Below are 20,955 nucleotides of genomic sequence, written 5' to 3' on the forward strand. Positions count from 1 at the left end.
GGTGTATTATGAAAGACGTTTTAAAAATTGCAGAAAAGGTTGCAGTGGATGCAATTCTTAGTGCAGGAAGAGTAGCTCGTCAAATATTTAATGAGGATGATGTTTTGGTTGAAGAAAAGGGACCATTTGGTGATGTAGTAACTGAAGTAGATTATTTAGCTGAAAAAGTAATATTAAATAAAATTAAAGAACATTTTCCAAAACATCAAATAAGAAGTGAAGAAACGGGGTGGTCAGGTGTTGAAGGAGAATGGTTATGGGTAGTAGATCCTCTTGATGGTACGAATAACTTCGCTATTGGATTACCAATATTCGCTGTCGCCATTACATTATTGTATAAAAAACAACCTGTATTAGGGGTTATTTATGATTCAATGATTGATAAGATATATATGGCTGAAATAAATAAAGGAGCTATTTGTGAAGATGAGTTTATACATATCAAATCTTCTTCATCCATTGAAAAAATGACTGTAGGTTGGATTCAAGGACATGTTGTGCAAAAGAATCCAGAAGCCATGAGATTAAAACAGTTCCTTGATTTAAAGTTTAAAAGAACGCTTAGTTTGTGGGCACCATCTATACTCTGGGCAATGCTGGCTAGAGGAGATATTGATGGAATTATTCTTTATAATTCAGAAGGAGACGATCTTTATGGAGGTCAACTTCTAGCTAAAGAAGCTGGAGCAATTGTAATGGATTTTGAAGGTAATCCTTTTGAAGGTATGAGTTCAGAGCCATACATAATTGCTTGTCATCCAGATCATAAAAATAAGTTTTTAGAGATTGTAAAAGAAGGACTAGATGAAAAGGTTGGGTAAAAGTAATGGAAATACTCTTTTTATTGATTTCTCTGGTGATATTTGCTGGAATTTTAGGAAATCAACAAGCTATGATAAAAGAAATGAGATCAATGAAGGAACTTCTTCATGATATCAAAAAAGAATTAAAGAATGAAGAATAAAGGATAAACTAAATAGTTCAGTATTGATATGACTATAGGAAAGAAAAGGTTAGGTATTAATATATGGATTTCGTAATTATAATTATATCTTATTTTTATTTATTGGTTTAATTATTGGTCTTGGTATTATAGGAAATCAAAAAGCTATGATTGCAGAAATGAGAAATATAAAGAAACTATTAAATGATAAAAATATCGATATTCATAAAAAAGATTAAAATTAGTTAAGATAAAAATGAAAAGGAAGAACTTTAATGAAATTATCAGGAATTAATCATTTATTATTTTCTGTCTCCAATTTAGATAAATCTATCGATTTTTATAAGAGTGTATTTGGTGCAAAGTTATTAGTTAAGGGAAGAAAACTTGCATATTTTGACCTGAATGGATTATGGCTAGCGATTAACGAAGAATCTGATATTCCAAGAAATGAAATTCATCATTCTTATACACATATCGCTTTTTCAATCAAAGAAGAAGATTTTGAAGAGACTTTAAATAGATTAAAACAACTTAATGTTAATATACTCCCTGGCCGTAAGAGAGATAAAAGAGATAAATGGTCTATATATTTTACAGATCCTGATGGACATAAGTTTGAGTTTCATACTGGAATCTTAAATGATAGATTGGAATACTATAAGAAAGAAAAACATCATATGATCTTTTACGATGAATCATGATTTTCTTAACAAAATGCAAAACCCCAACAAGCGACTGCTGGGGTTTTGAGGGAACTTACATATTGGTTTATGTGTAATATGTTGCAACACAATAAAGTTATAGAGGCTTTAAAGATTAAGTATGAGATAAAAATACCAATATATTTACCCTAGTAATTCTAAAATAGAAATAACGAAATTAAAAAAGTTAATAAAAAATTCAATCCAATCGAAATCCATTAGCTTCACCTCCTTTGAATAGAAGGTTGTTGTTTTGCCCCTAAAAAACGAATTTATTGTGCTTGTACACAATTATACAATATTTTCTAAAAATTATAAATATTTAAAATAAAATAAAAATATATAACATTAATTGAAAGAATTGTGTTTAATAACTAACTAATTCATATCATTCTAAACTGAAGTTATGAACTATGATTATTTTCTGGTTGGTAAATTAAATGTTTAACCCTATGTATACGCTTGAACAATTGTGTTAGTTATGTTTATGATTAGATATAGGAGTTTTTCAAAATATATATTGAAAGGAATTGAAAAAAATGGCCAAAACACCTTCAAATATGATTCCACTAAAATCAATAGCACCTGCATTTAGTTTATTAGAACCGTTAACTGGTGAACAACGTACATTAGATGAATTAAAATCGCATACTGCTACAGTTATTATGTTTATTTGTAATCATTGCCCTTTTGTTATACATGTCCAGGAAGAGTTGGTTAAACTAGCAAATGATTATATTCGGAAGGGGATTTCTTTTATTGCAATCAGTTCAAATGATGTAGAGAATTATCCAGATGATTCACCAGAAAAAATGAAAGAGGATGCTGAGCGACTTCATTATCCTTTTCCTTATCTATATGATGAGTCACAGAAAGTAGCCAAAGCGTATGAAGCTGCTTGTACACCTGATTTTTACATTTATGATGGGAATATGACTTGTGTGTATAGAGGTCAACTAGATGATTCTCGACCTGGTAATGGTAAACCAGTTACAGGAGCAGATATTAGAAAAGCGTTAGATCAAATATTAATTGGAGAATTAGTGAATGACAACCAAAAACCTAGTCTTGGTTGCAATATTAAATGGAAAGAGTAATCAATGGAAGAAATTTCAGAAGAACATTTTATAAATACTCTGAACGAACAGATAGAATTTGCACTTTTTATATATACGCCAATGTGCGGAACATGTAAACTAGCTGAACAAATGGTAAATTTTACTCTTCAAATGAACATAAACAAAACCATTTTTAAAAGCAACATAAACTATTTACCACAATTAACAAAAACATATCAAATTTCAAGTGTCCCGTGTTTACTTTTGTTTAAAAATAGAATTTTGCTTAAAAAAGAGTATTCTTTGAATTCAGTGGATCACTTGTATCAATTATTAAAATCTTAAAAATACATAAAAAACTGCCGGCTCATGATAATCAATCATGTATGGCAGTTTTTTATGTTTTCATAATGTAAACAAAGCGTAAAACTGATGTTAAAACACTATCCTCAAAGTTAGAATATACTGAAAATATTCAAGTATATGCGCTTTCTTTTGAATTAGCAAAGGAGGCTAACAACATGAGGAATAGATACAAAATTATTTTAAGTTTAATTATTCTCTATCCAATGATGATTATCCTATATCCTATTGATCAGAGTAATGAAGTCATCGTAGCAGTATTAGATACAGGTGTTGACGATTCTCATCCTCTAATTAAAAGTAAAATAATAGAAGGATATGATTTCATCGATTTTGATTCTCAACCTGAAGATATAGTTGGTCATGGAACACATGTAGCTGGAATCATTGCTACAAACGCTCCAAATGTTAAATTAATGCCAATACGAGTCATAACTGAAGAGGATGAAGTACAAAATACTTATTTAGCAATTTTATATGCTGTTATGAATGGAGCCGATATCATAAACATGAGTTATGCAGAAACTTATAGTTTATTAACTAATTTAGTCATTAAATATGGTCAATCTAAAGGTGTTATTTTTGTAGCGTCCTCTGGAAATCAAGGTATTAAAGATGTGTTTTATCCAGCAAAATATTCAGGTGTATACAGCATATCTGGATATGACCAGTACAATAAGATCATATTTGGGAATTATGGGGAATTGGTATCCTATATAGCACCAGGAATCAACATTAAAAGCGCTGATCTGAATAATGGATATATAGAAAAGTCAGGTACTAGTATGTCAGCAGCTTATGTATCTGGTGTGATTGCTTACTTGAAAATAAATGAACCCAATTTACAAACTGAGGAAATAACAGATCAATTAAATACAATTTCAAAAATTGTTACATCAGTAAATATAAATGATGGTCAGATTTCACAATACAGCTTAATAGATTTTAAGAATGTTTTAGATTATTTTTCCAATAGGGTAGCTGCAAATTCGATGTATAATGATTAAAATAAGCCAAGAAGTGGTGATTTTATACCTTTTGTGATAAATTTAAATAAGAAATAATTGTACTTTAAGGGAGATGGAAACTCTTCTTTAAGGTTCTTTTGTATTTTATTTCTTAGAACAAAAACTCCTATCGGTTTCTCTCGAAGATGTATCGAACAAAAAAATGTATATAATTGGTATTTGAAGATGACGATAATAAGGAGGATTGAAATTGTTTGATCCAACGATTTTTGACAATATTAAAGTTGTATTAGAAGGGATTGTGTATGACTTAGATCTTGAAGAAATCATTCAAATTACAGACCGTAAAGATCTAGTTGATTTAGCTTCCATGTCTAGAACCTATTCCATACAATTTTCTAAAAAACAAAACAATAAAATAAGTGCTCAATGCATTTTATCAACAAGTGTAGAGGATTTAAGTATGGAAATATTAGAACATGATATGCAACAGCCTGGATGTAAATTAGAGGTTAATTTTGTTATAGATTTTGTTGGTCAATCCATTGATGAAGTAAGTAACCAAGCACAAATAATAGAAAAAACATTACAAAAAATATGGGAGAACAGACCTCATATCACTCAAAAATTTAGTTTTGAATCCAATCAGGAAGTAACAGAGGTCTTGATTCAAAATGAGATTAGATTGGATTTTAAAAGAAAAATTAATGAAAATCAATTGTCAGATTTAGAGGTTTTAATCGATCAGGTGATTTTATCTTTAAATACATTAAAAGATAAAGTAAATTACCCTACATAAAAAATTGGAGGATTGTTTAGTGGAAGCGAAACCAGTTCATGTATCTCGTACTTATATGACAGAGCTTATTTTCCCACAGGATACTAATTATCATGGTACTGTTTTTGGGGGATTAGTTATGGCGTATATCGATAAAGTTGCTTCTATAGCAAGTATGAGACATTGCAGAAAAACCATTGTAACAGCATCAAGTGATAATTTAGATTTTTTAGCACCTGCTAAGTTAAGTGAAGCTTTAGTTTTAGAGGCATTTGTGACTTGGACACATCGAAGTTCAATGGAGGTATATGTTAAAGTTCAATCTGAGGATTTATTAACAGGTGAATTTAAAAAAACAGCTACCGCTTTTTTAACTTTTGTAGCGGTTGATGAAAATGGTAAAGCTGTTCCTGTACCTGAGGTTATACCTGAAACAGATGAAGAGAAAAAATTATTTGAAACTGCTCCTGAACGTTATGAAATGAGAAAACAAAGAATGAAGAAAGAGTTAATTTATTAAATATGATGATGTAGAAAAAAATCTAAGGATTTTGTTGTTTTACGTCATCACGAGAAGAAAGCTCCAATTGGAGCTTTTTTTATATGAGATTTTAAGAATTTTGATACTTCAAACAATGCAGAAAGAATACTTAGAAATGTATAAAAATGCATTGAAAAGTGTTAATATTTGTATTATAATATAGTTAGTTACAACTAACAAGACCATGCATTCACATTAACAGTGAGGAAATCATGTTTTCACATCTTACTAAAGAATGGAGCAGATCATAATTGAAATATAATTACATCAAAAAACGGGATTACTCATTTACTGGAAGAGAAATTTTAAAATCAAGGAATGACTTGACGAACTGGAGATATTGGTGTACAGATTCCAAAGTAGAAACAAATGTAGAAACAACTCCAATGGGAGATGTTTTGGAAGTTACCAAAGTAACCCCAAGAAGATTAAATTCAATCCTCTTTCAAAACATTAAGATGAATCCTAAAAATAAAAAATTAAAATTCAGTATATGGTTAAAAGCTGATCGACCTCATATTGCCACAATAAAAATACAAACCATGAATAGCAGTGAAAGTAATACCTCTGATTCTATTAAAGTCACTAATGAGTGGAGTTACTACAAAGTTACAAATAAGTTTTTAAAAGATAATGAAGTAATCACCGTGGTACTCTGGCCTGGTGGATTTAATGGGACATCAGATGCAGTATATGCTTGGGGGGCGAGTTTAGTACAAATATAATTACATAAGAATCATTTAGAAGTGATATAAACATTTAAGATCAATTTTTGAAATGATAGCAGCTTTAATGAATAATTAGAGGTTTTGAAGATGGACTCTCCTAAATATATACATGATTTATATGGTTTTTAAATTAATCTAATTTATTCATCACAAAACCTCTTTACATAAATATATTATTTTTATTAGTGATAAAGAGAAATAGACCCCCTTTCAAAGAGAGGTCTATTTTTCTGTATTGTCGTACGTATTTTGTTGAAACAATGAAGCAAGGAACTTTGCCTATATACGTATAATCTATTCATTGATTCATATTTTATAACTTATTATTTATATCTCTGTTTAGCAGGAGGGATACTTTGGGCAAAATTGAATATATTATCAGGGTCGAATTTTGCTTTTACTTGTTGAAGTCGCGAAAAATTATTCCCATAGTATTCTTGGCCAAAATTTTTAATGCCTAAATCAGGTACGTTGACATATGAGCCTACTATATAAGGGCTTAATTCTGTACGTGTATTTTGAACCAATCTGATATTCTTCTGGGCTTCAGCGTCTTTAGTCCACTTGGCATTCCATTCCATGTAAAACTTTGTATTACGCCAAAAGAAAGCAGTTTCATCTGATGGTACCTGGTTCATTGCGCCCCCTGAGTTAAGGAAAAAGAAATTAGAAGTTCCTGTTGCTTTTTCTAGAAAACTTCGGATTGTTTTCAGGGCTTCATCAGGTAAGATTAACTCAGCCCAAGTAGATGACCATGTAGAATTTTCATCAGAAAATAATGGTTCACTCGGTATCCAAAATTCTATAGCTTCTGGTAGGGTGACTTCTTTAACAAATACCTTAGTTGGAGTACCAACGCCTGTTAAAGGTGCCAATAATTTTTCCAGTTCTGCTTGTGAGCCAAAGAAAATCCCGCGGGATTCTAGCATTCCATCAGATTGAGAAAACACCTCTAATGTTGATCCTAATCTTACATCAACAGAAGGGGACCATCTTTGCCATACATTTATTACTTCTTCTAGCTGTTCCCAAGGCCAAGTAATTTCATATATTCCGACTTGGAAAGGTGCAGAACGTACTTTAAATGTATAGGAAGTTATAATACCAAAATTTCCCCCTCCACCTCCTCGTATAGCCCATAGCAAGTCTGGATTGTTATTTTCGCTGACAGTGACAACATCCCCATTTGCATCAACTAGAGTTGCAGCTAAAATGTTATCAGAGATTAACCCAGTTGTACGCTGAACAACTGTAATTCCTCCACCTGTACTAATACCACCTATGCCAACGGTGGGACTATCTCCAAAAGGAGCTAAAACACCTTTCTGAGCAAGAAATTTTACTAGAGGTCCTACACGTATTCCAGCTTCAACAACTGCAGTTCCATTTTTTTCATCCAACTCAATGTTTCTCATTTCACTGACATCTATAACTATTCCACCATTTACCTGTGAAAAATCTTTAGCTAATGAATGTCCCCCACTACGCATTCGAATGGGTACATTATTTTCACGTGCCCACCTAACAGCATTTGATACATCTTCTTTTTGCTGTGCAAACACAAAAACTATAGGAAATGCATTGGTGAATGGATTCCAGTTCATTCGTGCTTGTTGATATGCAGGATCGTTTGGATAAATTACCTTTCCGGTTAATTTTGTTTTTTTCATTTAAACTCTCCTTTCATTATTGTTTAATTCTATATTTATAAACTCCTTTATAAACACATTTTAAATTTAGTTAAGATTTACTAAGAGCATATGATCATGATAGTTCAGGATATTATATGAGAACATGTTAGTATAAGTGCTGTACTGTTTGAAATTACATAAAAATCGTTAACTAGCCTAGTTACATGAGTGATGAAAAAATGCTTAAATAAAAGAGTAGGGAAGAATTAGTTCAGGGAAAATATCATCCTTAAAAAACCCTAATCTCATAATACTATGAGATTAGGGCTGATGACTTTCATATCCAAAGATTAAGGGGTTATTACAAGATAGAATTACAATTCTTTTTATTCTACTTTACTATCCTCCATTTTCGATTTTAACATCATCAACACCAGCCTCTACTAAACTAGGACCGCCAGCATCTGCCGCTTCGAATTGAAGATGAACATCCTCTCCAGCATAAGACGATAGATCAAGAGATTGATTTGACCATGCTGCATCCTGGTCGCTGGAGGTTCCTATTTCTTCAAATACAGTAACAACGCTTGCATCTGAGCGAACGAGATTTACACGGAAGAAATCATCATTAGAGGCATTAGAGTCATGACTGAAATAATAAGAGAAAGATAATGTAAGCGAGCCATCAGTTGGTAATGAAATTGCAGATGATTGAATAGAAGTGACTCCATTATCAATATCATTACTATTTGCAGAAGACCCTTTACTACTTGCTCCTGTAACTAGATCAAATTTTCCACTTGTTGTTTTTCCTAGCTGCTTCGCCCCGCTAGAACGAGTGGATTTTGGATTAGCACGTTCCCACATCCCTGTAGTAGCAGTATCGCTTCCATTAGGATTTGAAGTCCAACCTTTATCCGTTTCAAAATCATCTTCAAAGACTACAGTTGGATCTGGACCGGGACCAGGGACATCCCCCCCGCTTACTGCAGCAAATGCATTAATTCTTCCATGCTCCCAGTCACTACCTGTACCTGGAATTGGATCAGCAGTACTTTCGATTCTATCACGAATTTCAACATGTGATAGTCCTTGAGATGCAAGTAGAGCTGCTAAACCAGCTGTATGCGGTGCAGCCATCGATGTTCCATTAAATGAAACGTATCCTCCACCAAGCTGTGTAGAAATAATGCCTACACCAGGTGCAGCCACATCTACCCAAGATCCATAAGTAGAAAACCATGCTTTAGCATCGTTGGAATCAGTCGCAGCAACTGCTAACGAATTTTCGTAGTAGGCTGGATAATGTGGACTAGTACTTCCTGCATTACCAGCAGCACATACAACAACAACTCCTGCATTCCAAGCATAGTTAACAGCATCTTCAACTGCAGCTGAAGGAGCAGTACTTCCAAGACTTAAGTTAATTACATCTGCTCCATTATCAGCAGCATAAGTAATTCCATCTGCAACGCCTTGATTAGTTCCTGAACCAGAAGCGTTAAGTACACGTACACCCATGATCGTTACATTTGGAGCAACACCAGCAACCCCTATTCCGTTATTCGTAATTGCTCCTACTGTTCCAGCCACATGTGTACCATGACCATGCTCATCGGCAGGATTACTATCATTATCGATGAAGTCATATCCACGAACGACTCTACCAGCTAAGTCTTCATGATCTTCTTGAACCCCTGTGTCTATGACAGCAACGACAACAGATGAGCTACCTTGTGTAATGTCCCAAGCTGCCTCTGCATCCATGATTTGAGGACCATATTGGTCACTTGCATAAAGTGGATCATTTGGAGTAAATAGAGCGTAGAATTCAATAATAGGTTCTGCATATTCTACATCTGCTCTGTTTTTATATTGTTTTAAGGCTTTCTCTACTGATTTGCCTTTCACTTTTACAACTTCAAAACCAATTTGTTCATTTTTCTTTAAGACCTCTGCTTTTTCTTCTTGATGTATTCGTTTTTTCATCTCTTTGGAAGTTTTATCTTTGAATTTTACTATGATTGTACTTTCTTCTGAAGTAGTCTCGGCTGAACTAGTAATTGAAAAAGAAAAAATTAATGCAATTGCCATAAAAACAGTAAAAAATCTTTTGAAATTCATTAATTACCCTCCGATATTGTTTTTTTTGTTATAAAAGTCATCTAGAAAAGGATGCTTCCTATTTTTACCCAACCCCTATCTGACGCTTTTACAAAATATTAATAAAAATGTTATATTATTACACAATTTTGTAAATGAAAACCTGACCAAAGGTTGAAAAACAACGGGTTAATATTTTGCTTAATGAAGTTGGCTAGTAGAATATATAAACATGGATTAGGTAGTTAGAAAAAACCCTAATCTCATAGCTTTATGAGTTAGGGCTATTTATGATGACTTTTATATCCAAAGATTAAGGGGCTTTAGAAGATAGAATGTACATTATTGTACTATTTAAGAGGGTTATCCTCCATTTTCAATTTTGACATCATCTACTCCAGCCTCTACCAAGCTTGATCCATCAGCATCAGCTGCTTCGAACTGAAGATAAACATCTTCTCCAGCATAAGCAGAAAGATCAAGAGATTGGTTTGACCATGCCGCATCTTGATCGCTGGAAGTCCCTACTTCTTCAAATAAAGTTACTGTGCCTCCATCTGAGAGAATGAGATTCAAACGGAAGTAGTCAGCACTAGTAGCATTAGAGTAATGACTTAAGTAATAAGAGAAAGATAATGTAAGTGTGCCAACAGTTGGTAGTGAAATAGCAGGTGATTTGATAGTTGTGTCTCCACTATCAATATCATTGGCACCTACAGAGCTACCTGCACTTCCTCCTGTTACAAGGTCATAACTTCCACTTGGTGTTGTTCCTTGTTGTTTCAATCCGCTATAACTTGTGGATTCAGGATTAGCACGTTCCCACATACCTTTAGTAGCAGTATCGTTTCCGTTAGGATCTGAAGTCCATCCTTTATCTGTTTCAAAATCATCTTCAAATACTAGAGTTGGGTCGGGATCAGGGATGTCCCCACCACTTACTGCAGCAAATGCATTAATTCTTCCATGTGTCCAGTCGCTGCCTGTACCTGGAATTGGGTCTGCAGTACTTTCGATTGCATTGCGAATTTCAACATTTGATAGTCCTTGAGATGCAAGTAGAGCTGCCAATCCAGCTGTATGCGATGCAGCCATGGATGTTCCGCTGATCGTAATATATCCACCATTATTCCATGTAGAAATAATATCTACACCAGGTGCAGCCACATCTACCCAAGATCCATAAGTAGAAAATGATGCTTTAGCATCGTTGGAATCAGTTGCAGCAACTGCTAACGAATTTTTGTAGTAGGCTGGATAATTTGGACTAGAAGATCCTGATCCACCAGCAGCAGCTACGACGACAACACCTTGATTCCAAGCATAGTTAACAGCATCTTCAACTGCTGCAGAAGGAGAAGTGCTTCCAAGACTTAAGTTTATTACATCTGCTCCATTATCAGCAGCATAAGTAATTCCGTCTGCAACGCCTTGATTTGTCCCTGCACCAATAGCGTTAAGTACACGAACACTCATGATCGTTACATTTGGAGCAACACCAGCAACACCTATTCCATTATTCGTAATTGCTCCCACTACTCCTGCCACATGTGTTCCATGACCATGCTCATCTGATGGATCGTTATCATTATCGATGAAGTCATAACCTGGGATTACTTTTCCTTGTAGATCTTCATGATCTCCTTGAACACCTGTATCAATGACTGCAACGACAACAGATGAGTTACCTTGTTCGATGCCCCAAGCTGTCTCAGCATCCATAATTTGAGGGCCGTATTGGTCGCTATGATAAAGTGGATCATTTGGAGTAAATATAACGTCATTTGGAGTAAATAGAGCATAGTATTCAATAATAGGTTCTGCATATTCTACATCTGCTCTGTTTTTATATTGTTCTAAGGCTTTCTCTACTGATTTTCCTTTCACTTTAATAACTTCGAAACCAATTTGCTTATTTTTCTTTAGGACCTCTGCTTTTTCTTCTTGATGAATTTGTTGTTTCATGCTATTGGAAGTTTTATCTTTGAACTTTACTATGATTGTGCTTTCTTCTATAGTAGTCTCCGCTAAACTAGTAAGTGAAAAAGATAGAATTAGTGCAATTGACATAAAAACAGAAAATAATTGTTTTAATTTCATTGCTTACCCTCCGATAATTTTTTCGTTACAAAAGTCATCACCTAATTTCTTATAACTATCTAATTATCCCCTAGGGAAAATTTTACAGAATATTCTGAATTTTGTAAATATATAATAAAAAAGTTTAAATTATCTATTTGATAAGATAGAGGATTTTAATTGAAAGAGGACTTCTTAATTTAGAAGACCTCTAAATTTATTATATTTATATGAATGATATCGTTGTAATAAAAAGAGCAATTAGAAATATCAATACCATTAACGCTACGAATATTATGATAACAGTAAGTAGTGATTTCCAAGCTGAAAATTGAAGAGCTTCTCCCAAACATTTAAGGAAGATTATAAACTCCCAAATTCCAAACGTAATTACAAAAAAAGTAGAAGTGATAAATAAAACAGGAAGAAGTTTAAATATAAATAGATCCAATATTATGATTTAATCATAGACAGGATAGCAACATTTCTTTATAATGAATTTGATGTTTAAACAATTGAATAATATTGAAATGGGTGGAACGTTGATTCGTTCCTTAATAGGGAAGAACGGTGTAAATCCGTCACGGTCCCGCCACTGTAATTGGAGAGTAGATCTTTAAGCCACTGTGAATAATGGGAAGGCTTAAGTAACTGAATCTAGCATTCAGAAATACGATGATCCATAAGTCAGGAGACCTGCCTTTTTCTATAACACTATATAGAGGTTGTTCAAAAAGTCCCTTTTGATCACGAAGTATCTCGAAGATGTTCAATCGACGTCGAATCTGACTTTCACCTTTGAAGTCCGGTGCTCATGTAGAAATATCCTACACTCCGCTCCAGCTTCTGTAGGTTCAAGTTACCTTCTTGGTGCTGAAAACTGAACTTTTTGAACACTTACTAGTATGAACCTACGAGGATAGGGAGGTGTATGATGAGATTGGTATGTTCTTATGCCATTCCAGATATATTTTAGCACTTTCTACGACCTAATCGTGGAAGTGCTTTTTTGCTTTTAAAAATGTTGGATATACGCAATTGTGGTAGTTTATATTTTTTGAATATGATTTTAAAGTATAACTTTGATGGAAGGCCATGAGTGGAATATAGCAATATAGGTGCTTTAAATAAAGGAGGAATGTGAGATGAAAGGTAAATTATTAGTCATCGGATTTGGTCCAGGCAGTTTTGAGCATATTACAAAAAGAGCACGAGAAGCGATACAAGAAAGTGATGTCATTATTGGATACAACACGTATGTTGATTTAATTCGTGATTTGCTTACAAATCAAGAAATCGTTAGAACAGGTATGACCGAAGAAGTAAGTCGTGCACAGGAGGCGGTAAAACAAGCAGAGACTGGTAAAAAAGTAGCGGTTATTTCCAGTGGAGATGCAGGCGTATATGGCATGGCTGGACTTATATATGAAGTTTTAATAGAAAAAGGCTGGAATGAAACAGAGGGAGTAGAAGTTGAAATCATCCCGGGCATTTCTGCAATTAACTCATGTGCTTCTCTATTAGGTGCTCCGATTATGCATGATGCTTGTACAATTAGTTTAAGTGACCATTTAACGCCATGGGAACTAATTGAAAAGCGAATAGATGCAGCCGGATCATCGGACTTTGTTATTGCTCTATATAATCCTAGAAGCGGAAGAAGAACAAGACAAATTATTGAAGCACAAAACATATTATTAAAATATCGATCTCCGGACACACCAGTAGGTTTGGTGAAAAGTGCATATCGTGAACGTGAATTTGTACAGATAACGACATTAGAAAAAATGCTAGAGTTTGATATCGGCATGTTAACAACCGTTATTATCGGAAATTCTACTACATTTTTATATGATGGCAAAATTATTACACCTAGAGGTTATCAAAGAAAATACACTTTGGATCGTGATGAACAACAGCTTAAACTACATGAGCGATTAAAAAAAGAAAATGAACCTTGGTCTTTAACTGAAAAAGAAAACGAATCTAGTTTAATTCAATCATCCTTAGAAAACCATCGGACGACTCCTCTAACTATAGCGACTGAGGCTTTAAGGACTTTGCAGCAAAAACAAGGAATAGAAACAACCCCAATTAAAAACAAAGAAGATGCAATAGTAGAGAACGCTGTTTTTAAACAAGAGTCGATTTTAGAACTCGCCGTAAGTCCAGGTATCGCTAATAAAAAAATGACTGCGCAGCAAATGAAGTTAATTGCAGATATTGCTGGAGATAAAGGGGATATAGAATATACACCTCACCATCAACTTATTTTACGAGTCCCAACGAGTAATCCAAATGAAGTTACCCAACAGTTGCAAAATGAAGGATTATTGTTAGCTCCCATAGGAGATGTAGCTCAAGTAAAAGCTTGTGACTTCTGTGATGAAGAAAAGGATGAGTCCATACCATATGTAAAAGAAATACATAAACGGATTGATGGTATAAAAACACCTAAGGAATTAAAAATTGGGTTTAACGGATGTGCGATGACTTGTTATGGTGCAGTGAAAGAAGATATTGGTATAGTGTTCCGTAAAGGTAAATTTGATTTGTTTTTAGGAGCAAAAACAGTAGGCAGAACTGCTCATGCTGCACAACCTGTAGCAGAAGGTATTGAAAAAGAAAAAATAGTAGATTTAGTTGAACGAATTGTTAAAGGTTATGCCAATGATGGTTTCCCAAATGAGCGATTCCACAAATATTTTAAACGTGTGAAAGAAATTGAAGGTTTTACATATCGTGATGTTCCTGTATTAGTGACAGAACAAGTCATTTGCGGAGATTAATATAAGTTATTTAATTTACCCTTACACTTTGTCATCATTACATTAGTCACATTGATGGGGCTGTTCTTAAAGGAACAATTTAATAAAAATCATGGGAGGTTTAAAAATGGAAGCTGTATTATTTGTTGGTCATGGAAGTAGAGATAAAGAAGGTAATGACGAGGTTAGATCTTTTATAAAAAATATGCTGCCACGTATTCAAACTCCAATAGTTGAAACTTGCTTTTTAGAATTTGAAAAACCAAATATCAATCAAGGAATAAGCCTATGTATAAAAAAAGGAGCTACAAAAGTTGTTGTAATTCCAATTATCTTATTAGGTGCAGGGCACTCGAAAATCCACATTCCAGCAGCGATTGATGAAGCGAAAGAACAATATCCAAAAGTTCAATTTGTATATGGTAGACCCATCGGAGTGCATGATCTTGTCATTGATATACTACATGAACGTTTTCAAGAGGTTGTTGAATTGAATGAAAAAGAAATTTCAGAAGAAACAGCAGTATTAATCGTAGGTAGAGGCAGCAGTGAACCAGATGCAAATAGTGATGTTTACAAAATCTCTCGTTTGTTCTGGGAAAAAATGAAAGTGAAATGGGTTGAAACAGCTTTTATTGGAGTTACGTTCCCAACCATGGATGAGGGTATTGAGCGTTGCATAAAACTAGGTGCTAAAAATGTGATTATTCTTCCATATTTCTTGTTTACAGGTATTTTAATTAAAAGAATGGAAGATATGGTCAAAACTTATCAACATCAATATGAAAATCTTCAGTTTCAACTAGGTGAATATTTTGGATTTCATTCCAATTTAAAAGAAGTTCTCATAGAGAGAGTCAACGAAGCATTACAGGATGAAGTAAAGATGAATTGTGATAACTGTTCTTACCGTTTAGATGCAATGAAGCATATTGATCATCACCATCATCATGATCATGACCACGAACATCACCACCACCATGCTTAAAAGAAGGGAGACATTACTAAAATGATCTTAGTTCTAGCAGGGACAAGTGATGCAAGAGCATTAGCTTTGCAAGTCAAAGAGATGAATATCCCTTTATTAACAACTGTTGTTACAGAAAATGCCGCTTTATCAATGCGAGAAGTTGATCTGCCTGTTTCAGTTGGAAGATTAACATCAGAAGCGATGATGGCGTTGATTAAAGAAAAAAAGATACAAATGATCGTAGATGCAAGTCATCCGTATGCAGAAGAGGTATCAAAAAATGCGATTCACTGTGCAGAAGAAAGTAAAATCTCGTATGTTCGTTTCGAAAGAGAAGGACTAGAATTTAAACAACATTTATTACTGTACAAGGTTGAATCATATGAACAGGCGGCAGAACTAGCATCTAAAAAGCAAGGGGTAGTCATGTTAACTACAGGAAGCAAAACGTTAAAAACCTTTACAGATAAATTAATAAACTTGCCACACATCACATTAGTAGCTCGAATGTTACCCCGTAAAGATAATATGGAAAAGTGTGAAGAGTTAGGTATACAACAAAAAAATATCATCGCTATGCAAGGTCCATTTTCTACACAATTAAACAAAGCACTTTACGATTTTTATAAAGTGAATGTCATGATTACGAAAGAAAGCGGTAAAGTGGGAGCTGTAGACGAAAAAGTGAAAACAGCATTAGAAATGGGGATTGAAACGATTATGATCTCTAGGCCAAAAATTCAATACGGAACTAAATTTTCTAATTTTGCAGACATATTGAACTATATAAAGGAGGAATCTAAACGTGGATTTTAAAACGGAATTTAAACCACTAACAGTGCAGCCACAAGAAATAGAAGGTAAAAGCTTTGAAATGATAACCGAAGAACTAGGAGAGCATTCTTTTTCAGAAGAGCAATATCCAGTTGTGCAACGTGTTATACATGCTTCTGCTGATTTCGAATTAGGTAGAAGTGTACTGTTTCATCCAGATGCGGTGCAAGCAGGAATTAAAGCCATTCAAAGTGGGAAAATCGTAGTGGCAGATGTTCAAATGGTTCAGGTTGGCATTAGCAAACCACGGCTTGAAAAGTTCGGATCAGAAGTGAAAGTATATATATCAGATGAAGATGTGATGGAAGAAGCGAAGCGATTAAATACAACAAGAGCCATTATATCGATGAGAAAAGCGATTAAGGAAGCTGAAGGTGGAATTTTTGCGATCGGAAATGCACCTACTGCTTTATTAGAATTAATTCGTTTAGTGAAAAATGGGGAAGCGAAACCGGGACTTGTGATCGGGATGCCTGTTGGATTTGTTTCTGCTGCCGAATCGAAAGAAGAATTAGCCAAATTAGACATTCCTTTCATTACAAATATCGGAAGAAAAGGTGGAAGTGCTGTGACGGTAGCTGCATTAAATGCAATATCATTGATGGCTATTCGTCAGGTGTAATTTATGCAGAAAAAAGAGACGAAGAAAGATCCTAAAGATATGCGTCATGGATATACAACAGGTGCTTGTGCAACTGCTGCAACTAAGGCAGCGTTAACCGCATTGATTTTTCAGGAAACACAAAAGGAAGCGACCATTACTTTACCTATTGGTAAGCAAGTATCCTTTGATATGTCTACTTGTGAATTTAATGAGGATACGGCTACTGCTGGAACAATCAAAGATGGTGGGGACGATCCTGACGCAACGCATGGAGCTTTGATACTTTCTACCGTTTCTTGGAGCATGGGTTCAGGTATTGAATTGGATGGTGGAATCGGTGTTGGTAGAGTAACCAAACCCGGTTTACCAGTTGAAGTAGGTAGAGCAGCTATTAATCCTGTACCTTTTAAAATGATCATGGAAGTGACCCAGACTATATTACAACAATCTGAAATACATAAAGGTGTTCGAGTTGAGATCTCGGTTCCTGAAGGAGAAGAAATTGCTAAAAAAACGTTAAATGAAAGATTAGGGATTGTTGGTGGAATTTCTATTTTGGGTACAAGAGGTACAGTTGTACCGTTTTCAACCTCAGCTTTTAAAGCGAGTATTGCACATGCTATCAATGTTGCAGTGACAGCAGGGTGTGACCACCTTATTTTAGCAACAGGTGGGAGAAGTGAGAAATTTGGAATGGAGTTATACCCTGATTTGCCTGAGGAAGCTTTTATTGAAATGGGTGATTTCGTAGGTTTCACTTTAAAAACTTGTAAAAATAAAAAAGTTAAAAAGGTAACGTTGGTGGGTATGATGGGTAAATTCTCAAAAGTAGCAAACGGTGTGATGATGGTTCATTCCAAAAGTGCTCCAATTGATTTTAACTTTCTTGCCAAAGTAGCTGCTGAATGTGATGTAGATGAAATTACCTTAGAAAATATAAAAACAGCAAATACAGCATCACAAGTCGGTGACATGATGCTTGAACAGAATAACAAAAAGTTTTTTGATACTTTATGTAAGTATTGTTGTTTATCCAGTTTAAAGGAAGTGAATGGCGATATGGAGGTTGAAACGATCATTAGTACTTTAAAAGGTGTTTTACTAGGAAGGAAAACCATACATTCTAAATAATGTGATAAGTCAACTTGGTTAATAGATGAATAAAAGGATGCGAGTTTATGAGTATAATCAAAATTATTGGTATAGGCGATGACGGAAAAGAAAGTTTGTTGCCTATATATCAGAAATGGATTTATGAAAGTGAGTTGCTAGTAGGTGGAGAAAGGCAATTATCTTTTTTTGAAGATTATACAAAAGAGAAGCTAGTCATTAAAAGTGGATTAAGCAATTTAGTAGAAAATCTAAAATCCAGCAATAAAAAAGTCGTTGTTCTTGCTTCTGGTGACCCTTTATTTTATGGAATTGGTGGCTATCTATCTAAAAAAATGGAAGTGGAAATTTATCCCAACTTGAGCTCTATTCAGCTTGCCTATGCAAAAGTAGGGGATAGTTGGCATAATGCAGATTGTATAAGTATTCATGGTAGAAGTATGAAAGGACTTGCTCAACGTATCGATGGAAAAGATAATGTGATTTTATTAACGGATGATATGAACAATCCTCAAGCGATTGCCAAATATTTATTGAATTTTGGAATGATAGAATACGGAGCTTTTGTAGCAGAAAATTTAGGAAGTAAAGAAGAAAAAACAGGATGGTATGAGCTAGAGGAAATGAAAGATTCCACATTTACAAATTTAAACGTCGTTATTTTATTTCGACAAAAGAGAGCTCCTTTTTGGACAATGGGTATTCCTGATCATGAATTCTCACAAAGAAAACCAGATAAAGGGTTAATAACAAAAAAAGAAGTACGAGTGTTAAGTTTAATGAATATGGCATTACAACAAACAAGTGTAGTTTGGGATATAGGAACATGTACAGGTTCAGTTGGCATTGAAGCGGGACGAATAGCAAAAGATGGAGCAGTTTATGCTATTGAAAAAAATGAAAAAGATTTAGAAAATTGTATGGAAAATATGAAAAAGTTTCGAGTAGATATGACTGTACAACATAATAAAGCTCCCGAAGGATTAGAGAACTTTCCTGATCCAGATGCAGTATTTATCGGAGGTAGTGGTGGCGAATTAAACAAACTATTAAATATATGCTGCAATCGTTTAAAACAAAATGGAAGAATCGTTTTAAATGCCGCTACAATCGAAACATTATACGAAGCTAGTGAGGCTTTTAAACAGGAAGGATTTAATATTGATATTACGATGGCTCAGATTTCAAGAAGTAAACCTATCTTACACATGAATCGGTTTGATGCACTGAATCCTATATATATCATCACAGCGTATCGAGAAGAGGAGGATAAGACAATTGAGTAGTTTAGGCACATTATATGGTATCGGTATGGGTCCTGGAGATCCTGAGTTGATTACTGTAAAGGCATTTCGTATTTTAAAGGAATCCCCTGTTATTGCTTATCCAAAAAAGAGATCAGGAAGTAAGAGTTATGCTTTAGCGATTACTGAACAATATATTAACCCACTGGAAAAAGAAATGTTAGGGTTGATCTTTCCAATGACTAAGGACAAAGCGACTTTAGAAAAACAATGGAACAAAACAGTAAAGACGGTAAGTGAGCAATTAAATCAAGGGAAAGATGTAGCATTTGTAACTGAAGGCGATCCTATGCTTTATAGTACGTTTATACATATGCAACGTTTAGTTGAGAAGCTTCACCCTGATATCCAAATTAAGGTAGTACCTGGTATTTCTTCTGTGAATGGAACAGCAGCTAGAATGGGATTACCATTAGCAGATGGAGATGAGCAAGTAGCCATCGTCCCTGCTACAAATGATATTGACAACATGAGAAAAGCATTAATTGAACATGACTGTGTTGTATTCATTAAAGTAGCAAAAGTGTTAGATATGATGATCGGTATTTTAAGAGAATTGGAATTATTAGATAAAGCTGCAGTTGTAACAAAAGTGACCTCAGAAGAAGAAAGAGTATGGACGAATGTTGAGGAGCTTGAAGGAGCGGAATTGGAATATTTAACGTTGATGGTGGTGAGAAAATAGTGAAAATATATATTGTAGGAGCGGGTCCTGGAGATCCGGATTTAATTACTGTGAAAGGGTTAAAGTTGTTACAGCAAGCGGATGTAGTGTTATATACAGATTCTTTAGTAAGTGAAGAATTAACTTCAAAAGCAAATTCAGAAGCAGAAGTGATTAAAAGCTCTGGAATGGCTTTAGATGAAATGGTAGATTTGATGGTAAACAAGGTAAAACAGGGGAATATGCTCGTGCGTTTACACACAGGTGATCCAGCTATGTTTGGAGCAACAATGGAACAAATGGCACTGCTCAAAAAAGAAGGCATTGAGTGTGAGATTATTCCTGGAGTAAGTTCCGTGTTTGCATCCGCAGCAGTCGTGGGTGCTGAGCTTACAATTCCTGAATTAACACAGACGTTGATATTAACTAGAGCAGAGGGAAGAACGCCTGTACCAGAATTAGAACAACTAAAGGATCTCGCTTCACATCATAGTACAATTGCTTTATTCCTGAGTGCGACTTTAACGAAAAAGGTGACTAAGGAATTTATAGCAGCAGGCTGGAGTGAACATACTCCTGTTGCTGTTGTTCAACGAGCAACTTGGCCTGATCAAAAGATTGTAAGAACAACGATTGAAAATTTAGATAAGGATATGCGAGAGAATGGGATTCGTGCTCATGCTATGATTTTAGCAGGATGGGCGTTAGATCCAAATATTCATGAAAAAGAATATCGTTCGAAGTTATATGATAAAGAATTTACACATGGATATCGAAAAGGTGTGAAATAAACACGAACAGTATA

General features: G+C 34.5%; 18 protein-coding genes, 2 pseudogenes and 1 riboswitch. Of the genes and pseudogenes, 17 read left to right on the forward strand and 3 right to left on the reverse strand.

What is annotated here, in order from left to right; genetic code table 11:
- Positions 1-8 precede the first annotated feature (8 nt).
- The 9 genes from ERL59_RS02920 (at position 9) to ERL59_RS02960 (ending at position 6,080) form a co-directional block, all read left to right on the forward strand.
- Positions 9-821, forward strand: a complete 813-nt coding sequence (locus ERL59_RS02920) for an inositol monophosphatase family protein (protein WP_160644321.1) — start codon at positions 9-11, stop codon at positions 819-821.
- A 5-nt stretch (positions 822-826) separates the two neighbouring features.
- Complete coding sequence (locus tag ERL59_RS02925; RefSeq protein ID WP_160644323.1) at positions 827-964, forward strand: hypothetical protein; 138 nt, start codon at positions 827-829, stop codon at positions 962-964.
- Positions 965-1,218: 254 nt separating this feature from the next.
- Positions 1,219-1,647, forward strand: a complete 429-nt coding sequence (fosB, locus tag ERL59_RS02930) for a metallothiol transferase FosB (RefSeq protein WP_160644325.1) — start codon at positions 1,219-1,221, stop codon at positions 1,645-1,647.
- 539 nt (positions 1,648-2,186) lie between these two features.
- Entirely contained in the window at positions 2,187-2,744 is a 558-nt protein-coding gene (locus ERL59_RS02935; protein WP_160644327.1) for a thioredoxin family protein, read from the forward strand.
- 3 nt (positions 2,745-2,747) lie between these two features.
- On the forward strand, positions 2,748-3,050 hold the full coding sequence (locus ERL59_RS21530) for a thioredoxin family protein (protein ID WP_160644329.1): 303 nt from the start codon (positions 2,748-2,750) through the stop codon (positions 3,048-3,050).
- A gap of 176 nt (positions 3,051-3,226) precedes the next feature.
- The gene (locus tag ERL59_RS02945; RefSeq protein WP_160644331.1) at positions 3,227-4,075 is read left to right on the forward strand and encodes a S8 family peptidase; all 849 of its coding nucleotides are present in this window, start codon (positions 3,227-3,229) and stop codon (positions 4,073-4,075) included.
- 211 nt (positions 4,076-4,286) lie between these two features.
- Positions 4,287-4,835, forward strand: a complete 549-nt coding sequence (locus ERL59_RS02950) for a hypothetical protein (RefSeq protein WP_160644333.1) — start codon at positions 4,287-4,289, stop codon at positions 4,833-4,835.
- A gap of 19 nt (positions 4,836-4,854) precedes the next feature.
- Positions 4,855-5,334 (forward strand): acyl-CoA thioesterase, encoded by a 480-nt coding sequence (locus tag ERL59_RS02955; protein WP_160644335.1) that lies wholly within the window; start codon positions 4,855-4,857, stop codon positions 5,332-5,334.
- Between the two features lie 272 nt (positions 5,335-5,606).
- Positions 5,607-6,080 carry a carbohydrate binding domain-containing protein gene (locus tag ERL59_RS02960; RefSeq protein ID WP_160644337.1) on the forward strand — a complete coding sequence of 158 codons (474 nt, stop codon included), beginning with the start codon at positions 5,607-5,609 and terminating at the stop codon, positions 6,078-6,080.
- Between the two features lie 326 nt (positions 6,081-6,406).
- Here the strand turns inward: ERL59_RS02960 and ERL59_RS02965 are convergent, their stop codons facing one another.
- The 3 genes and pseudogenes from ERL59_RS02965 to ERL59_RS02975 form a co-directional block, all read right to left on the reverse strand.
- Positions 6,407-7,753, reverse strand: coding sequence for an FAD-binding oxidoreductase (locus tag ERL59_RS02965; protein WP_160644339.1), 1,347 nt, complete (start codon positions 7,751-7,753; stop codon positions 6,407-6,409).
- Positions 7,754-8,698: 945 nt separating this feature from the next.
- Positions 8,699-9,838, reverse strand: a pseudogene (locus ERL59_RS02970) (S8 family peptidase); the annotation flags it as partial.
- 918 nt (positions 9,839-10,756) lie between these two features.
- A pseudogene (locus tag ERL59_RS02975) lies at positions 10,757-11,917 on the reverse strand (S8 family peptidase); the annotation flags it as partial.
- Between the two features lie 494 nt (positions 11,918-12,411).
- A riboswitch (cobalamin riboswitch) is annotated at positions 12,412-12,614 on the forward strand.
- 427 nt (positions 12,615-13,041) lie between these two features.
- Between ERL59_RS02975 and cobJ the strand changes: the two are divergent.
- The 8 genes from cobJ (at position 13,042) to cobM (ending at position 20,941) form a co-directional block, all read left to right on the forward strand.
- The gene (gene cobJ, locus ERL59_RS02980; protein ID WP_160644345.1) at positions 13,042-14,685 is read left to right on the forward strand and encodes a precorrin-3B C(17)-methyltransferase; all 1,644 of its coding nucleotides are present in this window, start codon (positions 13,042-13,044) and stop codon (positions 14,683-14,685) included.
- 106 nt (positions 14,686-14,791) lie between these two features.
- Positions 14,792-15,652 carry a sirohydrochlorin chelatase gene (locus tag ERL59_RS02985; protein WP_160644347.1) on the forward strand — a complete coding sequence of 287 codons (861 nt, stop codon included), beginning with the start codon at positions 14,792-14,794 and terminating at the stop codon, positions 15,650-15,652.
- A gap of 21 nt (positions 15,653-15,673) precedes the next feature.
- Positions 15,674-16,450, forward strand: coding sequence for a precorrin-6A reductase (gene cobK, locus ERL59_RS02990; protein ID WP_160644349.1), 777 nt, complete (start codon positions 15,674-15,676; stop codon positions 16,448-16,450).
- The gene (locus ERL59_RS02995) at positions 16,440-17,090 is read left to right on the forward strand and encodes a precorrin-8X methylmutase (RefSeq protein WP_160644351.1); all 651 of its coding nucleotides are present in this window, start codon (positions 16,440-16,442) and stop codon (positions 17,088-17,090) included. The genes cobK and ERL59_RS02995 overlap by 11 nt, the downstream gene beginning before the upstream one ends.
- 3 nt (positions 17,091-17,093) lie before the next feature.
- Positions 17,094-18,203, forward strand: a complete 1,110-nt coding sequence (locus tag ERL59_RS03000; RefSeq protein ID WP_160644353.1) for a cobalt-precorrin-5B (C(1))-methyltransferase — start codon at positions 17,094-17,096, stop codon at positions 18,201-18,203.
- A 47-nt stretch (positions 18,204-18,250) separates the two neighbouring features.
- The gene (gene cbiE, locus ERL59_RS03005) at positions 18,251-19,468 is read left to right on the forward strand and encodes a precorrin-6y C5,15-methyltransferase (decarboxylating) subunit CbiE (protein ID WP_160644355.1); all 1,218 of its coding nucleotides are present in this window, start codon (positions 18,251-18,253) and stop codon (positions 19,466-19,468) included.
- The gene (gene cobI / locus ERL59_RS03010) at positions 19,461-20,171 is read left to right on the forward strand and encodes a precorrin-2 C(20)-methyltransferase (protein WP_160644357.1); all 711 of its coding nucleotides are present in this window, start codon (positions 19,461-19,463) and stop codon (positions 20,169-20,171) included. The genes cbiE and cobI overlap by 8 nt, the downstream gene beginning before the upstream one ends.
- Positions 20,171-20,941, forward strand: a complete 771-nt coding sequence (cobM, locus tag ERL59_RS03015) for a precorrin-4 C(11)-methyltransferase (RefSeq protein WP_328699891.1) — start codon at positions 20,171-20,173, stop codon at positions 20,939-20,941. Before cobI ends, cobM begins: the two co-directional genes overlap by 1 nt.
- Positions 20,942-20,955: the final 14 nt, after the last annotated feature.

This window comes from Chengkuizengella marina, assembly GCF_009910845.1.
Taxonomy (GTDB): domain Bacteria; phylum Bacillota; class Bacilli; order Paenibacillales; family KCTC-33759; genus Chengkuizengella; species Chengkuizengella marina.

Bases quoted from the DNA above. Each gene is read 5' to 3' on its own strand.
- ERL59_RS02920 (WP_160644321.1), top strand. From the start codon at position 9: ATGAAAGACGTTTTAAAAATTGCAGAAAAGGTTGCAGTGGATGCAATT.
- ERL59_RS02925 (WP_160644323.1), top strand. From the start codon at position 827: ATGGAAATACTCTTTTTATTGATTTCTCTGGTGATATTTGCTGGAATT.
- fosB (WP_160644325.1), top strand. From the start codon at position 1,219: ATGAAATTATCAGGAATTAATCATTTATTATTTTCTGTCTCCAATTTA.
- ERL59_RS02935 (WP_160644327.1), top strand. From the start codon at position 2,187: ATGGCCAAAACACCTTCAAATATGATTCCACTAAAATCAATAGCACCT.
- ERL59_RS21530 (WP_160644329.1), top strand. From the start codon at position 2,748: ATGGAAGAAATTTCAGAAGAACATTTTATAAATACTCTGAACGAACAG.
- ERL59_RS02945 (WP_160644331.1), top strand. From the start codon at position 3,227: ATGAGGAATAGATACAAAATTATTTTAAGTTTAATTATTCTCTATCCA.
- ERL59_RS02965 (WP_160644339.1), bottom strand. From the start codon at position 7,753: ATGAAAAAAACAAAATTAACCGGAAAGGTAATTTATCCAAACGATCCT.
- cobJ (WP_160644345.1), top strand. From the start codon at position 13,042: ATGAAAGGTAAATTATTAGTCATCGGATTTGGTCCAGGCAGTTTTGAG.
- ERL59_RS02985 (WP_160644347.1), top strand. From the start codon at position 14,792: ATGGAAGCTGTATTATTTGTTGGTCATGGAAGTAGAGATAAAGAAGGT.
- cobK (WP_160644349.1), top strand. From the start codon at position 15,674: ATGATCTTAGTTCTAGCAGGGACAAGTGATGCAAGAGCATTAGCTTTG.
- ERL59_RS03000 (WP_160644353.1), top strand. From the start codon at position 17,094: ATGCAGAAAAAAGAGACGAAGAAAGATCCTAAAGATATGCGTCATGGA.
- cbiE (WP_160644355.1), top strand. From the start codon at position 18,251: ATGAGTATAATCAAAATTATTGGTATAGGCGATGACGGAAAAGAAAGT.